Annotated in this window: 11 protein-coding genes; 7 read left to right on the forward strand and 4 right to left on the reverse strand. The window is 65.6% G+C overall.

Annotated features, from left to right (window positions below; translation table 11 throughout):
• Window positions 1-55: 55 nt before the first annotated feature.
• Window positions 56-2,011 carry a family 2A encapsulin nanocompartment cargo protein cysteine desulfurase gene (locus ACREB4_RS17720; protein ID WP_431589566.1) on the forward strand — a complete coding sequence of 652 codons (1,956 nt, stop codon included), beginning with the start codon at window positions 56-58 and terminating at the stop codon, window positions 2,009-2,011.
• 73 nt (window positions 2,012-2,084) lie between these two features.
• Here the strand turns inward: ACREB4_RS17720 and ACREB4_RS17725 are convergent, their stop codons facing one another.
• Genes ACREB4_RS17725 through ACREB4_RS17735 form a run of 3 tightly spaced genes read right to left on the reverse strand, consistent with a single transcriptional unit; the run spans window position 2,085 to window position 6,647 of the window.
• Entirely contained in the window at window positions 2,085-2,912 is an 828-nt protein-coding gene (locus ACREB4_RS17725; RefSeq protein ID WP_431589567.1) for a peptidase, read from the reverse strand.
• Window positions 2,909-5,611: a DNA mismatch repair protein MutS gene (gene mutS / locus ACREB4_RS17730; RefSeq protein ID WP_431589568.1), complete on the reverse strand. Its 2,703-nt coding sequence runs from the start codon at window positions 5,609-5,611 to the stop codon at window positions 2,909-2,911. Before mutS ends, ACREB4_RS17725 begins: the two co-directional genes overlap by 4 nt.
• A gap of 46 nt (window positions 5,612-5,657) precedes the next feature.
• Window positions 5,658-6,647, reverse strand: a complete 990-nt coding sequence (locus tag ACREB4_RS17735; protein ID WP_431589569.1) for an inositol monophosphatase family protein — start codon at window positions 6,645-6,647, stop codon at window positions 5,658-5,660.
• Window positions 6,648-6,841: 194 nt separating this feature from the next.
• On the opposite strand from ACREB4_RS17735, the gene ACREB4_RS17740 reads away from it, so the two are divergent.
• Complete coding sequence (locus ACREB4_RS17740) at window positions 6,842-7,618, forward strand: RNA methyltransferase (protein WP_431589570.1); 777 nt, start codon at window positions 6,842-6,844, stop codon at window positions 7,616-7,618.
• A 7-nt stretch (window positions 7,619-7,625) separates the two neighbouring features.
• On the opposite strand, the gene ACREB4_RS17745 is transcribed toward ACREB4_RS17740, so the two are convergent.
• Window positions 7,626-10,190, reverse strand: a complete 2,565-nt coding sequence (locus tag ACREB4_RS17745) for a diguanylate cyclase (protein ID WP_431589571.1) — start codon at window positions 10,188-10,190, stop codon at window positions 7,626-7,628.
• A gap of 145 nt (window positions 10,191-10,335) precedes the next feature.
• Between ACREB4_RS17745 and cysE the strand changes: the two genes are divergently transcribed.
• The 5 genes from cysE to ACREB4_RS17770 all read left to right on the forward strand — a co-directional run bounded on the left by cysE (window position 10,336) and on the right by ACREB4_RS17770 (window position 16,548).
• The gene (gene cysE, locus ACREB4_RS17750) at window positions 10,336-11,136 is read left to right on the forward strand and encodes a serine O-acetyltransferase (protein WP_431589572.1); all 801 of its coding nucleotides are present in this window, start codon (window positions 10,336-10,338) and stop codon (window positions 11,134-11,136) included.
• A gap of 143 nt (window positions 11,137-11,279) precedes the next feature.
• Entirely contained in the window at window positions 11,280-13,997 is a 2,718-nt protein-coding gene (locus ACREB4_RS17755; RefSeq protein WP_431589573.1) for a putative bifunctional diguanylate cyclase/phosphodiesterase, read from the forward strand.
• A 97-nt stretch (window positions 13,998-14,094) separates the two neighbouring features.
• Window positions 14,095-14,814, forward strand: coding sequence for an RDD family protein (locus tag ACREB4_RS17760; protein WP_431589574.1), 720 nt, complete (start codon window positions 14,095-14,097; stop codon window positions 14,812-14,814).
• A complete protein-coding gene (locus ACREB4_RS17765) occupies window positions 14,811-15,824 on the forward strand; it encodes a stage II sporulation protein M (protein ID WP_431589575.1) in 1,014 nt (337 codons plus the stop codon). The genes ACREB4_RS17760 and ACREB4_RS17765 overlap by 4 nt, the downstream gene beginning before the upstream one ends.
• Window positions 15,814-16,548: a hypothetical protein gene (locus ACREB4_RS17770; RefSeq protein WP_431589576.1), complete on the forward strand. Its 735-nt coding sequence runs from the start codon at window positions 15,814-15,816 to the stop codon at window positions 16,546-16,548. Before ACREB4_RS17765 ends, ACREB4_RS17770 begins: the two co-directional genes overlap by 11 nt.
• Window positions 16,549-16,554: the final 6 nt, after the last annotated feature.

Here is a 16,554-nt window from a genome sequence, read left to right on the forward strand (position 1 = left end):
GTGCTGACCGATGACTCGATCGCCGTGCTGGAAGACGTCGAGATCGGCAAGTACCATGAGTACAAGTGATCCTGTCGCCGGCTTGGGCCTGCCGGATGTAGAGCTACTCTCGAAGCTGGCGAACCAGTTTTTCTCGGCGCTGCCCAGCGGCGTGCCGGGGACGAACGGTCTGCCCTCCGGCTTGTCGCACCTGAGCGCGGCCCAAGCTCATCAACCCAAGGTGCCGGGCATCCCGGCAGACGGCTCCGTGCCCACGGGCTCGCCGGACTTCGGCTTCTCGCCGGGGCTGGTGCCCAGCGCCACCTCGGCCCTGCCCAGTGCAGCAGCCGCCACGGTGGGGACGCCTTTGCCCGAAACGCCTGCGATTTCACCGTCGATCCCACGCTCGCTGCCCGTGACGCCGGCCCCGACCGTGCCACCGCACCTGACCGGCGATGTTCCGCTGGGTGCGTCGGCGCATGGTGTCGGTCAGCCCAGCGCACAGGGCGTGTCGGCGGCCGCCGTGCCCGCGTCGCCCAGCCTGAACAACCCGCTGGCCAGCTCGCACGGCCAAAGCTACAGCCTGCCCGTGGCCAACCCGACGGACTTCGGTCTGCCGACGGACGCGGAGTTGAAGGCTTTGCTGTCGCCACGTTCACCGGGTGCGGCGCTGTCGGCGCCACCTTCATCGGGTGGCCCTGCGTACTACTTCCTGGAGCACGCGGGTTTCAAGCAGCCGGCAGGCCTCAATGTGCCGGGGCTCAGCCCCGAGCCGATGGTGGCGCAGCCCTCACTGGGCCTGTCGAATGGCTTCGACGTGAACCTGGTGCGCCGGGATTTCCCGATCTTCAAGGAGCGTGTCAATGGCCGGCCTTTGATCTGGCTGGACAACGCGGCCACGACGCAGAAGCCGCAGTCGGTGATCGACCGGGTCTCGTACTTCTACGAGCACGAGAATTCGAACATCCACCGCGCGGCGCATGAGCTGGCGGCCCGCGCCACCGATGCCTACGAAGGCGCCCGAGAGACCACGCGCCAGTTCCTGAACGCCCGTTCGGTGAACGAAATCGTGTTCGTGCGGGGCACCACCGAGGCCATCAACCTGGTGGCCAAAAGCTGGGGCCGGGCCAACATCAAGCAGAGCGACGAGATCATCGTCAGCCACCTGGAACACCACGCCAACATCGTGCCTTGGCAGCAACTGTGCGCCTTCACGGGGGCCAAGCTGCGCGTGATCCCGGTGGACGACGATGGCCAAATCCTGCTCGACGAATACGCCAAGCTGCTGAACCCTCGGACCAAGCTGGTGTCGTTCACGCAGGTGTCCAATGCCCTGGGCACGGTGACGCCGGCCAAGCAGATGGTGGCGATGGCGCACAGTGCTGGCGCGCGGGTGTTGGTGGATGGCGCGCAATCGGTGTCGCACATGCGCTCCGATGTCATCGAGCTGGATTGCGATTGGTTCGTGTTTTCGGGCCACAAGATCTTCGGGCCGACAGGCATTGGCGCCCTGTACGGCAAGGAGGCCTTGCTGAACGAGACGCCGCCATGGCAAGGCGGCGGCAACATGATCAAGGACGTGACCTTCGAGCACACCGAGTACCACGATGCCCCGGGCCGCTTCGAAGCGGGCACGGGCAACATCGCGGACGCGGTGGGCCTGGGTGCGGCGCTGGAGTATGTGATGCGCCTGGGCATCGATGCCATTGGCGCCTATGAGCACGAGTTGCTGGTCTATGCCACGCGCCTGCTGAAGGACGTGCCAGGCTTGCGTTTGATTGGCACCGCCAAGGACAAGGCTTCGGTGATGTCTTTCACCTTGCAGGGCTACAAGACCGAAGAGGTCGGCGCGGCCTTGAACAAGGAGGGCATTGCCGTGCGTTCAGGTCACCATTGCGCGCAGCCCATCCTGCGTCGTTTCGGGCTGGAAGCCACGGTGCGGCCTTCGCTGGCGTTCTACAACACCACGGGTGAAGTCGACACGCTGGTGAACACACTGCACCGTTTGTCGGGTGCGCATCGCCGGGTGTGATGTTCCTGTGAAGCGCCTTCACCGGCGCCCATGGAAAAAGCCAGCCTCGTTTTGCAAGGGGCTGGCTTTTTTTTTAACCCGGCGCCTGGATCTTGGTCAGCGGGTTCATGGCCTGAAGCTGCGACGACGGGCTGGTGTGCGTCGACAGGTCAGGCTGGTCGCCGCTCCAGCTGGGATCGGGGATCGAATCGAAGACCTGGCGCAGGCGCTGCCCCCATGAACTGCGGATCATGCGGAAATAGGCGTTGGTGTCGTCGATGTTGATGAGCTTGTCGACCTTCAAGGCATCGGCCTCGTAGACCATCAGGTCCAGCGGCAAGCCCACCGACAGGTTCGACTTCAGGGTCGAGTCCATCGAAATCAGGGCGCACTTGGCCGCCTCTTGCAAAGGCGTGTGTGGCGTGACCACGCGGTCGATCACCGGCTTGCCGTACTTGGACTCGCCGATCTGGAAGTAGCACACGCCATCAATGCCGGCTTCGACGAAATTGCCGGCCGCGTAGACGTTGAACAGGCGCATGGTCTCGCCCTTGATCTGCCCACCGATGATGAGGTTGCAGTTGAAGTCGATGCCGTGATCGTTCAAGGCCTCGGCGTCGCGCGCGTAGACCTTGCGGATGGCGCTGCCCACGATGCGGGCCACGTCGAACATGCTTTTGGCATTCCACAGGGTGACGGCCTTGCCATCCGGCCCCTCGATCTGTTCGGTGCCCAGCAATTGCTTGACGGCCTGGGTGATGGCCAGGTTGCCCGCGGACAGCATCACGATGACCCGGTCCTCGGGCTGCTCGTAGACCGTCATTTTTCGGAAGGTGCTGATCTGGTCCAGCCCCGCGTTGGTGCGCGAGTCGGAGAGGAAAACCAGCCCGGCATTGAGCCGCATGGCAACACAGTAGGTCATGATGAACTGACGGATTTGAGTCGGTACAAGGCGTCGAGCGCCTCGCGTGGGGTGAGCGTATCAGGATCGATGCTGGCGAGCATGGTCAAAGTCTCGGCTTCTGCAGGGGTCAAAGCCTCGCCCGGTGAAGGCGCGAGGGCCAATCCATCGTGTGCATCGAGTATGGGGTCCGATGCTACCGAGACGGCAAACAGGTCGATCTGGTCATCAGCATGGCGTTGCTGGGCTTCCAATGCTTCCAGCGTGGCGCGGGCCTGACGTATCAAAGCATGTGGCATGCCCGCCAGGCGGGCCACTTGCACACCGTAACTGCGGCTGGCCGGGCCGGGCTGCAGTTCGTGGAGGAAGACGATGTCGTCGCCCGACTCGGCCACGCCCACGTGCACATTCACGGCGCGCGGGTGCTTTTCGGGCAGCGCCGTCAACTCGAAATAGTGCGTGGCGAACAAGGTGAAGGCCTTGTTCTTGTCGTGCAACTGGCTGGCGATGGCACCGGCCAGGGCCAGGCCGTCGAAGGTGGAGGTGCCGCGGCCGATTTCGTCCATCAGCACCAGCGAGTGCTCGGTGGCGCCATGCACGATGGCCGCGGCCTCGGTCATCTCCATCATGAAGGTGGACTGGGCATTGGCCAGGTCGTCGGCGGCGCCGATGCGGGTGTGGATGGCATCGACCGGGCCCAGGCGGCAGCTGGAGGCCGGCACGTAGGAGCCCATGGCGGCCAGCAAGGCGATCAGCGCGATCTGGCGCATGAAGGTCGATTTGCCGCCCATGTTGGGGCCGGTGATGACCAGCATGCGGTGGTTGGCGTCCAGGCGGCAGTCGTTGGGGATGAAGGTGACGCCGCTGGTTTCCATCAGCCGCGCCTCGACCACGGGGTGGCGGCCTTTCTCGATCTCGATGCAGGGGTGGTTGACGAACTCGGGGCGGGTCCAGTTCAGGGTGCCGGCGCGTTCGGCCAGGGCGGCCAGGGCGTCGAGCGAGGCCAAGGCGCGGGCCAGGGCGCTCAGGGCGCCGAGGTGCGGCTGCAGGGTGTCCAGCAACTGGTCGTAGAGCCACTTTTCGCGGGCCAGGGAACGGTCTTGCGCGGACAGGGCCTTGTCTTCGAACGCTTTCAGCTCGGGCGTGATGAAGCGCTCGGCGTTCTTGAGCGTTTGGCGGCGCTGGTAGTCCAGGGGCACCTTGTCCACCTGGCCTTGGGTGACTTCAATGTAGAAGCCGTGCACCTTGTTGTACTGCACGCGCAGGTTGCCGATGCCGGTGCGGGCGCGTTCGCGGGCTTCCAGGTCGAGCAGGAAGGCATCGCAGTTTTGCGAGATGGCGCGCAGTTCGTCCAGGTCGGGGTCGACGCCCGTGGCGATGACGCCGCCGTCGCGCAGCAACACGGCGGGGGTTTCGGCCAAGGTGTGCTGCAGGACTTCGGCGATGCCGCGATCGGGTTGCAGCGCGGCGTGGAGCTTTTGCAGCAGGGCGGAACAGGCGCCCTCGCCTTCGGCAATGCCGGGGACGCGTTGGCGCAGTTCGGGCAGCACCAGCAGGGTGTCTCGCAGGCCGGCCAGTTCGCGCGGGCGCACCTGGCGCAGGGCCACGCGGGCGGTGATGCGCTCGACATCGCTCAGGCTGCGCAGGGATTCGCGCAGGGGCTCGTGGCCCTGTTCCGCCGACACGGGCTGCAGCAGGCAGGCCACGGCATCGTGACGTTCACGGGCGATGGCGCGGTCGCGCGGCGGGTGCGTCAGCCAGTGGCGCAGGGTGCGGCTGCCCATGCCGGTGCGGCAGGTATCGAGCAGAGAGAGCAGCGTGGGAGAGTCTTCGCCGCGCAAGGTCTGGGTCAATTCCAGGTTGCGCAAGGTGGCGGGCGGCAGCTCCAGCAGGTCGCTGGCGCGGGCCACGTCCAGGCTGGCGACGTGGGCCAGTGCCCTGCCTTGCGTGTGTTCGGCGTAGCTCAGCAAGCCGGCGGCGGCGGCGTGGGCCAGCGTCAGGTCTTGCGCGTTGAAGGCCTGCAGGCTGGCCACTTTGAGCTGCTCGCACAGCTTGCGCTGGCCCAGGGCGCTGTCGAACTGCCAAGTGGGGCGCGAGGTGAGCGTGGTGCGGGTCTGGCTCAACAACGTCTGCAAGCCGGCGGGGGTGCGGTCGCGGTCGTAGAGCAGCTCGGCCGGCTGCAGGCGAGCCAACCAGCCGGGCAGTTCACGCTCGGCGCATTCGCTCAGGCCCAAATTGCCGCTGGACAGGCCCAGCCAGGCCAGGCCACAACGCACCGGGCCGTTGGCGCGGCCACGCTTTTCAAGCACCACGGCGACCAGCAAGGCGTCGGCGCGTTCGTTCAGCAGTTCGGTGTCGGTCAGTGTGCCGGGGGTGACGACGCGCACCACCTTGCGCTCGACGGGCCCCTTGCTGACGCCGACCTCGCCCACCTGCTCGGCGATGGCCACCGATTCGCCCAGCTTGATCAGCTTGGCCAGGTAGGCGTCGAGCGCACTGACGGGCACGCCCGCCATGACGACGGGCTCGCCACCCGACTGCCCGCGCGTGGTCAGGGTGATGTCGATCAGGCGGTTGGCCTTGCGAGCGTCGTCGAAGAACAGCTCGTAGAAATCACCCATGCGGTAGAACAGCAGCGTCTCGGGCTGCTCCGCTTTCAGGCGAAAGTACTGCGCCATCATCGGCGTGTGGCCGCTGAAGTCCTTGCTGCTGTCAGTCATGCTTCCCTGCCCACCCTGCAAGATTCAATCGATGTGGCAACGCCTTTCAGCGGTTGCCGGAACCGCCTTCTTCGCGCAAGCGGTCGAAGGTCCGGGGCGTGGCCTTGATGCGCGTGCGGGTGGGGGGGGCTTCGTTGGCCGACTGCTTCAGAACGCCGAGCACGGCCTCGCTGGCCGCGGCCTCGCCTTCTTCGCCCGCCAGCGCGGCGGCTTCCTTGGCCAATTGCTCGGGGATGGTGCTGTAAGGCGCCAGGATCTTGACCAGTTGACCATAGATGCGCGGGCTGCCGGCCACCACTTCGCGGCGGTACAAAAAGTCGGACTCGCCCGTGAAATTGCCGATCAGGCCACCAGCCTCGGTGATCATCAGGGCACCCGCGGCGGCGTCCCAGGGGCTCAGGCCGGTCTCGAAGAAGCCGTCGTACCAGCCGGCGGCCACGTAGCACAGGTCGAGCGAGGCGGCGCCCGGACGACGCACGCCCGCGCAAGCGGCCATCACCTCTTCGAACATCTTCAGGTAGCGCTGGAAGTTGTCGCCTTTGCGGAAGGGGAAGCCCGTGCCGATCAGGCTGTCGAGCATGCGGGTGCGCTTGGACACGCGCAGGCGGCGGTCGTTCAGGAAGGCGCCCCGGCCCTTGGAGGCGTAGAACATGTCGTTGCGGCTCGGGTCGTAGACCACGGCCTGCTGGATCTGGCCACGGAAGCTCAGCGCGATCGACACGGCGTACATGGGCAGGCCGTGGATGAAATTGGTGGTGCCATCGAGCGGATCGATGATCCAGACGTAATCGCTGTCCTTGGCGCCGTGCTGGCTGCCGGATTCTTCGGCCAGGATGCCATGGCCCGGATACGCTTCAAGGAGCGTTTCAATGATCGCGTGTTCTGCCGCTTGGTCGACCTCGGTGACGAAGTCGTTGTGCGCCTTGGAGGTGACCGTCAGGCGCTCCACATCGAGCGATGCCCGGTTGATGATCGCCCCGGCCGCACGTGCAGCTTTGATGGCGATGTTGAGCATGGGATGCAGGGCTTGGGACATGGACAGACCTTGATAACCAAAAAGACAATGGCCACCCACCCGGCAAAATCCGGACAGGCGATGGCAGAAGACGCGCAGCAGTGATCAAAGAACGATGGACAATCCTCCATTGTATCGATCCCTCTCGCGTTTTGCACCCCCTCTTCAAGCGAAATCCCCATTGAATGAAGGACTTGGTGCACTTTCTTGAAGCCATGAATTCAATCCCAGACCGCCTTGATCCGACCCGATTCATCCTGATCGGCACCAGCCATCCCGGCAATGTGGGGGCGACGGCGCGGGCGATGAAGGTGATGGGCTTCCACGACCTGGTGCTGGTGCGGCCTCGGTTCAAAGACGTGCTGATCCAGGAGGACACCGTGGCCCTGGCCAGCGGCGCGGCCGACATCCTGGTGCGGGCCCGCGTGGTCGACACACTGGAAGAAGCCCTGGATGGGGTCACCTTCACCATCGGCACGGCCATGACGCCGCGCGACTTCGGCCCACCCACCTTGACGCCCCGCGAAGGTTTCGCGACCTTGGCGGCCAACACGCCCCAGCATCGTCTGGGCCTGGTGTTCGGCAGTGAACGCCATGGCATGTCCAACGAAGACATCTACCGCTGCCACGCGGTGATGAGCATCCCCACCAACCCCGGCTATGGCTCGCTCAACCTGGCGCAGGCGGTGCAGTTGCTGTCTTATGAATGGCGGCAGGCGCTGGGCGGGTTTGAGGTCGAGGCGCGCACGCCCGATCCCGAACTGGCCGACGGTGCCGCGGTGCAGGGCCTGCTTTCACATTGGGAAAAAGCGCTGGTCCACCTCGGCTTCCTGGACCCGGCGGCCCCGAAGAAGCTGATGCCCCGGCTGAACCAGCTGTTCAACCGGGCGCAGGTGCGCCAGGAAGAAGTCCACATCCTGCGTGGCGTGGCCAAGGCCATGCTGGACAGCACGCCGCCCAAGCACGGCGTCCCCGCCGCCCCGCCCCGTTGAAATGGGATCAGCCAGCCGGCGCCAGCGCCTGCGCCTGGCGCGCCGAATCCACCGGTCCCACGCGGTTGCGGCCCGCGCTTTTGGCCTGGTAAAGCGCACAGTCTGCCGACTTCAGCAAACCGTGCAAGCCGTCGGACGCGCCCGCCTCCAGGCTGGCGGCCCCTGCGCTGAGCGTCACCCAGGGCACCGACGCTGAAAAGCCATGCTCGATGCGGGCGTGCCGCAAATCTTCGCAAGCCTGTTGTCCAACCCGCAGGGTCTGCGCCAAGGTGCGGCCTGGCAGCAGGATGGCGAACTCTTCGCCGCCCAGGCGCGCGGCCGAGCCCCGCTCCCGCGTCGCCAGCTCGGACAGGATCCGGGCGATCTGCTGCAGGCACCGGTCACCGGCGGGGTGGCCGTGGCGGTCGTTGTAGTTCTTGAAGAAATCCACGTCCACGATGAGCAGTCCCACGGACTGGTGGGTGGCCGCACGCTCCGCCCAGATTCGACCGAAGTCGACCTCGAACTGGCGGCGGTTGGACAGGCCGGTCAATGGATCGCTCACCGACAACTCGTGCAAGTGCCGGGTCGTGGCTTCCAGTTCCTCATGCTGGCGCAGGCTGATCCGGTTGAGCAGCCATTCCTTTCGGGCACCGTGTTCCAAGGTGTAGGCCGCGATCAAGGTGTAGATGGTCGCGTTGATCACGATGGTGGCCGTGTCCTCCATGACCAGGCGTTCGAGCTCGGTCCCCGGCTTGAACAGCGCAAGGCTGCCGATGGTCACCAGCGTCGGCACCAAGGCGAACCAGAACGGTTGGCGGGCCACCACGCAGGCGAACATGGGCACCAGGAACAGTGCCACCGCGTAGCCAAACACGGTAAACGCCTGGCTCTGCGCCAAGGCTTTCACCAGGATCACGCTCACCACCGAGGTGCCGAGGGCGTACAGCGATTCGCGCACCCAGGCCTTCATCGTGATGAAAGCGCTGCCACCCACGGCCACGATGATGACCAGGCCCAGCACGAACACCGCCTCGATCACTTCCGAAGCCACGTCCGGGTACATGGCCTGGCTGGCGAAGGTGTAGGCATTCAAGGTCAACACCCCCAGCACCGAGGCCATGATGAGGTGGCGTTTGCGCTCCTCCAGGTTCTGGCGCTGGTAGATGGCTTCCAGGCTCTTGGGGAAGAACAACCAGCGCAAGCCCCGCGCCAGCACCCGGTTCAGGGCCTTGATCTCCTCAGCGCCCTGGACCGAGGAAGGGACGTCGACCTGGCGTGAAGGAGGCTGCACCACCGGCGCCTCCACCTGAAGTGGCACGCCCTCGGCGCACGCCAGCACCCGGTCTCGTCCCTCGTCCTTGGCCCGGTACAAGGCCCGGTCCGTCGCCTGCACCAGGCCATGGGGCGATGCCCCCTGGCCAGCACCAACGGCCGCCGCGCCCACGCTCACCGTCACCCGTGATGCGACGGGGGAGCCTCGGTGTTCGATGCCTGCGGCCCGGACGGCTTCGCACACCTGTTGGCCCACGGTCAGGGCCTGTTCTGTCGAACGGCCCGGCAAAAGCATGCCGAATTCTTCACCGCCCAGGCGCCCCACCACGCCATCGTGCGCCAGCGCGATGTCGTACAGGACCTTGGCCACGGCCTTCAAACAGGCGTCGCCGGCCGGATGCCCATGGCAGTCGTTGTAACGCTTGAAGAAATCGACATCGATCATCAGCATGGCCACGGCTTGATCCGGGGCCTTGGCCTGAACAAAGGCCTGGTCGAGCGCGGTGTCGAAATGCCGGCGGTTGTGCAAACCAGTCAGCGGGTCCCGCACCGAGAGTTCGCGCAACTGCTCGCTGGCCTGGGTCAAGCTGGCCTGCGTCACCCTGGATTGTTGGCGCAGCAGCCAGGCACGGCGCTCGCGGAACTCGAAGCCATAGCTGGCCGCCAAGGTCAACGCCAGGCCCAATGCCAGCATCAGGATGTTGCCGTGCACGATGAGTTGCTGCAGCGGCGTGTTCGCCTTGGTGAAAAGGCAATAGCCGATGAAAGTGAGCGTGGACGAGGCGAACGTCCAGCGAAAGCGCTGGCGCGCCGCGATGCCTGCGTACATGACGACGCCGATCACCACGGCCGAATGCGTGAAGATGCCGTCGCGCTGACTCATGGACGTGCCCCACACCGCGACCGCCCCCACCACCATGGTGTTCAAGGTGGTGATGAATTCGAAGTACTGGCTTTTCCAGCGTGTCTTTGGGATCGACCACGAGACCGCCTGCGACACGACCGCCATGGCCAGCAGCAGGTATTGCGTCAGGATCGTCAGTTCGGCGGTTTCGGGCACCATCTTGACGACGATGTCGGTGCCGAACCAAATGCCTGCCATGCCGATCATCCCGCAGATGATCAGCAAGCGCCTGCGAGAGCCCACCGTGTCGGCTTCGAATTCGGCTTCCAACGCCGGGGGGAAATTCAAACGTCGCTGCCCTCGTCCGATCACCTCTTCCAGCGCCAAGCCGGAGGCCGCCGCCGCACCATGGCTGGCGCGCTCGGGTTCGCGAAACGGGCGGATCGTCGGTGGTGCGGGGTCGTGCAAGGCCATTCCAAGGGGGGTCCCGGCCAATGCATGGCACGTCAGCCTTTATCGGCGATTTGCCGGACAACTGAAGCCTTGCCCGTCAAGCGGACTTTGGGCTGGAACGCTAAACTGCTGACCTCAGTTGAATAAATCATAAGAAAAGCCCCCCATGCTCTTTTCCCGTCTGCGAGAAGACATCCAATGCATCCTTGAACGCGATCCTGCCGCCCGCACGGCCTGGGAGGTCCTGACCTGCTATCCCGGCCTTCACGCCTTGGTCATGCACCGGTCGGCCCATTGGTGCTGGGCGCATGGCTTGAAGTGGTTAGGCCGCTTCATTTCCAACTACAACCGCTTTCTCACGGGCATCGAGATCCACCCTGGGGCCCGCATCGGCCGCCGCGTCTTCATCGACCACGGGATGGGTGTCGTGGTGGGCGAAACCGCCGAGATCGGCGACGACTGCACCATCTACCAGGGCGTGACCCTGGGGGGCACCTCGCTGAACAAGGACACCAAACGCCACCCCACGCTGGGCAAGGGCGTGATCATTGGCGCCAATGCGCAGGTTCTGGGTGGATTCATGGTGGGCGACGGCGCCCGCGTGGGCTCGAACGCCGTGGTGACCAAGGCGGTGCCGCCCGGCGCGACCGCGGTGGGCAACCCTGCCCGCATCATCGTGGCCAAGGCCACCGTGCTCGACGCCAGGCAGGCCGAACGTGAAGCCCTGGCCGCGCGCCTCGGCTTTTCGGCCTATGGCGTCACCGAGGGCGACGACCCCTTGTCGCAGGCGATGCGTGGCCTGATCGACCACGCCTCCGGGCACGAACACCAGATCGCCCTCCTTTGGCAGGCCATCGAAAAGCTCGCGGGCGAGGCCAAGACCGAAGCCGGCCGCGACTGCCTGCCCTGCGATGCCCAGAAAACCGAGCAATTCAACGCGGATGAATTCAATCGCCTGGTGAAATAAGGCCAACGTGGCCGCCTGGCTCAAGTTCCGCGCCCCTTGACCGAAATACCGCACGGCCCGAAGAAAAAGTCAGGGCTGGCACGGGCCTCGCTTCCATGCGCGCAGGCACGCCCCGCCGATCACCACGTCCAAGGGCCCATCCAGTGAGCGCATGCCAAACCATCCGCCGGAAATTCCTCGGAGCTGACACAGCCCCGCTGGACATCCACGATTGGCGCGATCGCTTGCTCACCGCGATCCTGATGGTGGCCCTGGTCATGGGCACGCTGACGGCGGTGCCCAGCATCCTGCAAGCCTGGAAAGAAGGCCAGGCCGCCATCGCGCTGGTCGATTTCCTTGCGCTGGCCTGGGTGGTGTTCGTCTGGCGGCAACGCTCACTCAGTTTTCATACCCGGGCCTGGAGCCTGCTGGCTGTGCTGTACGCGGTTGGCCTGGTGCTGCTGGTCACCATCGGGCCGGTCAGCCAGATCTACCTGATGGCCTTCCCCGTGATGGCCGCCCTGCTGCTGGGCCTGCGCGCCGCCTTGTTCGCCCTGGCGGTGGATGGCGTCACGCTGCTGGTCGTGGGCTACCTGGCCAATGCCGATTTCCAGGTGCCTGGCTTCCAAGGCCAGTCCCTGACCAAGTGGGCCATCATCACGGCGAACTTCATGTTCGTCGACTCGCTGATCGCGATCTCCTGCGCCGCCCTGCTCCGGGGCCTTGAAAAATCGCTGGAACGCGTGGGGCGCGACATCGCCGAGCGCAAGAAAACCGAAGCCTTGCTGCGGGCCAGCGAGGAAAGCTTCCGCCAGATCACCTCGCAGGTGCCCGGCGCGGTGTTCCGGGTGCTGGTGACGCCGAGTGGCGAACGCCAGTACCGCTTCATCAGCCCGGGTGTCCGGAGCCTGTATGGCGTCGACCCCGAAGCCGTGTTGGCCGACCCCGACCTGCTGCATTCTTTCATCCACCCCGACGACTTGGAACGCATCAAGGCCGTCCAGAAAAGCACCCGCCAGGACCACGCGCCGGTCAACATCGAATACCGGGTGGTGCTGGCGGACGGCACCCAGAAATGGCTGCACCTGAGTTCGTCGCGGGTGACGGACCCCGCCGCCGGCTCCGTCCGCAATGGCGTCATCGTCGACATCACCGAGCGCAAGCTGTCGGAAGAGGCGCTGCGGGCCAATGAGGCCCGCTGGAAGCTCGCCCTCGAAAGCACGGGCGACGGCGTCTGGGACTGGGATCTGAAGACCCGCCAGGTCCTGCTGTCTGCCCGCTTCAAGGAAATGTGCGGTTACGCTGCCGATGAGTTTCCCGACGAGCTCGACCGGATGCTCCAGTTCGTCCATCCCGACGACGTGCCCTGCCTGAACCAGGACCGCGACGCCCACCTGGCCGGCGCCACCCCGACCTTCGTCAACGAACACCGGGTGCGCTGCATGGACGGCAGCTGGAAATGGTTCCTGACGCGCGGCCTGGTGATCAGCCGCGAAGCGGACGGCACGCCGCTGCGCATGATCGGCACCCACACCGACATCAGTGGCCGCAAGCAGACCGAAGCGCTGATCTGGCAGCAGGCCAACTACGACGGCCTGACCGGCCTGCCCAACCGCCAGATGCTGCGCGACCGGCTCGAGCAAGACATCAAGAAGTGCAAACGCGATGGCCAGTCCGTGGCCGTGATGTTCATCGACCTGGACCACTTCAAAGAAGTCAACGACACGCTGGGCCACGACCATGGCGACCTGTTGCTGGTGGAAGCCGCCCACCGCATCCGCCATTGCATCCGCGACTCGGACACCGTGGCCCGACTGGGGGGCGACGAGTTCACGGTCGTCCTGCCCGAATTGGACAGCCTGCCCCGCGTGGAGCAAATTGCCCAGGACATCATCGCCGTGCTGGCCGAAGTCTTTCAGCTCGGCCACGAACGCGCCTACGTGTCGGCCAGCATCGGCATCACCTTCTACCCGGACGATGCCACCGACATCGACGACCTGTTCAAGCAGGCCGACCAGGCCATGTACGTGGCCAAGGACGCCGGGCGCAGCCGCTTCAGCTACTTCACGCCAGCGCTGCAAGAGGCCGCCCAGACCCGCGTGCGCCTGACGAACGACTTGCGCCAAGCCCTGACCAACGAAGAGTTCAAGGTCTTCTACCAACCCATCGTCGACCTGCAGACCGGCCGCGTCCACAAGGCCGAAGCCCTGATCCGCTGGCAACACCCGACGCGCGGCCTGGTCAGTCCCGCCATCTTCATCCCCATCGCGGAGTCCAGCGGCCTGATCAACGAGATCGGCGACTGGGTGTTCCGCCAATCCGCCGCTCAGGCCAGGGACTGGCGCGCACGCCACCAAGCCGACTTCCAGATCAGCGTCAACAAATCACCCGTGCAGTTCCGCAGCCAGGACAACACCTTGCAGGACTGGTTCGAGCACTTGCGCAAGCTCGGCCTGCCTGGCCGCAGCATGGTGGTCGAGATCACAGAGGGCCTGCTGCTGGACGCCAGCTCCGAGGTGAGCCAACAACTGGTGGAACTGCGCCAGGCCGGCATCGGGGTCTCGCTGGACGACTTCGGCACCGGCTACTCCTCGCTGTCCTACCTGCAGAAGTTCGACATCGACTTCCTCAAGATCGACCAGGCCTTCGTGCGCGGCCTCGCTCCGGCGTCCAAGAACCTGGCGCTGTGCAAGGCCATCATCCTGATGGCGCACGAACTGGGCATGCAGGTCATCGCCGAAGGGGTGGAGACCGACGAGCAGAGAAGCTTGCTGACCCAGGCCGGTTGCGACTTTGGCCAGGGATACCATTTCGCCAGGCCCATGCCCGCCGAAGACTTCGAGCATTGGTACGCAACACGGACGCTGACTGTGACGGCTTGACCACACCGACGACTGCTAAGATCAATCCACAAAGCAATGCTCGGGAGGGGCAATTCATGGCCAGTGGGCGCACCGACAACACCGTGATCAAGGCCTGATGTCGCTGGACACGCTTTACACCGCCGAGACGCCAGAAGGCATCGCCCTGTCCCTGCGCCCTGCCGGGGTCATGGCACGCTCATGGGCCTACCTGGCCGACGCCGGCATCCGCCTGGTCATCTTCTTCTTCGCGGCCCTGCTGGCCAGGCCCATGGGTGGCGTGGGCTCGGCCTTCCTCATGGTGCTGTACTTCGCGCTGGAATGGTTCTACCCGGTGGTCTTCGAACTGACCAAGGCCGGGGCCACGCCAGGCAAGCGCATGATGAACCTGCAAGTCGTGATGGACTCCGGCCTGCCGGTCACGCCCGCAGCGTCGATCACCCGCAACCTGCTGCGCGCCGCCGACTTCCTGCCCCTGGCCTACGCCGCCGCCATGCTCTCCATGCTGACGCGGCGCGACTTCAAGCGACTGGGCGACCTGGCGGCCGGCACCCTGGTGGTCTACCACCACACGGTCCAGCTGCATGGCACGCCGCTGGCGGCACCGGCCATGCCCCCCGCCCGCCAACTGTCGCCCCGCGAGCAGGCCGCCATCGTGTCCTGGGCCGGTCGTTCCGCCCGCCTGACCCCTGCCCGGCTGGATGAACTGGCGATGATCGCCGACACCGTGACCGGCCGGGACGCGAGCCCCCATGCCCGTGGCGAGCACGATGCCACTCGGCGCTTGCAAGGCGTGGCCCAGTGGTTGTTGGGCCACCGCCCCGGAGGCACGCCATGACGCCGCTTCAGTTTGAGAAGATGCACGCGGCCGCGTGGACCGAACTGGAGACCGCGCTCGACCTGCTCGAAGGCAAGCGCAAGCCCCAGAAAGCCAAACAAGGCCAGCCTCCGCCACCCGTCGCCAACGGCGCCCGCGTGGCCACGCTGTACCGCCGCAGTTGCGAACACCTGGCGCTGGCCCAGGCCCGCGCCTACCCCATCCACCTGACCCACCGTTTGGAGACGCTGACCCAGCGGGGCCACCGGCTCATTTACCGCCAGCACGACTATGGCGTGGCGCGGCTCAAGCAACTGGTGCTGGTGGACTTTCCGCAAAGCGTGCGGGGCCACCGCTGGTACCTGCTGGCCGCCACCTTGCTGTTCGTGGTGCCGCTGCTGGCCATCGGCTGGGCCACCTACCGCGACCCAGGCTTCGTGCTTCACCTGATGGACGCCAACGAAGTCCAGAACTTCGACAGCATGTACGGCGACAGCGACCGGGGCATCGGCCACCAGCGGCGCGCCTCCACCGACTGGCAGATGTTCGGCTACTACATCCAGCACAACATCGGCATCGGCTTCCAGTGCTTCGCGAGCGGGCTGTTCTGGGGTTTGGGCAGCTTGTTCTTCCTGGTCTTCAACGGCCAATCCATTGGCGCGGTGGCGGGCTACCTCACCGCGCGTGGCCATTCAGAAACGTTCTATTCCTTCGTGGTGACGCATTCGGCCTTCGAACTCACGGCCATCGTGCTGGCCGGGGCTGCGGGGCTTCGGCTTGGCCACGCCTTGCTTTCGCCGGGCCGCCACACGCGCCTCGAATCGCTCAAGCTGGCGGCCAAGGATGCCATCACCGTGGTGTACGGCGTGATGGGCCTGCTGCTGATCGCCGCGGCGGTCGAGGCTTTCTGGTCATCGGCCCGATGGGTGGCGCCCGGCGTCAAGTACGGCGTGGGTGCCGCGTGCTGGGCCCTGGTGATCGCTTACCTGGGCTGGCAAGGCCGCCCCGCCAGGAGCGTTCATGCGGATTGACGCCCTCACAGTCGAACTGCGCCCACGTGCCATGTCCGAGGCCGCCGACCTGGGCGTGCTCATGGTCCAGACCCACGCGCGCTCCGTGTGGCGCACTTGCGGGCCGGTCATGGCCGTGGTCCTGCTGTTGGCGCTGTCAACGGTCGAGATCGCCTCCTGGCTTCCCGGCGTCATGATTTTCTGGCTCAAGCCCTGGCTGGACCGCAGCGTGCTGTTCGTGCTGTCGCGCGCCTTGTTCGGCCAGGCCACCAGCTTCAGTGATTTGTGGCAAGCCCGCTCCAGCGTCTGGTGGCAACAGTTGCCCCGCACCCTGACTTTCCGCCGGTTGTCGCCCTGGCGATCGTTCACCCAACCCATCTACCAGCTTGAAGGCCAGTCGGGCAAGGCCTTGCGCCAAAGAAGCGAGCAGTTGCTGTCTGGCCAGCGCTGGGAGGCGAGCCTGATGCACAGCATGTTCTCCACCGCCGAGATGGTGCTGAACATCGGCCTCGTGGGCGTGCTCGTGTGGCTGGTGCCCAATGGCGGGGGCCTGGGGCTGTTCCAGTGGATGGCCGGATCCGACCACCTCCTGGCATCCTTGCTGGGCACGCTGAGCTATGCCAGCGTCGTGTTCGTGCTCGAACCGTTCTACGTGGCCGCGGGCTTCGCCATGTACCTCAACCGCCGGGTCGAACTCGAAGCCTGGGACATCGAACAGGAGTTCCGGCGTGCGTTCAGTGCCTGAGCCAGC

The organism is Aquabacterium sp. (assembly GCF_050725395.1).
GTDB lineage: Bacteria > Pseudomonadota > Gammaproteobacteria > Burkholderiales > Burkholderiaceae_C > Aquabacterium.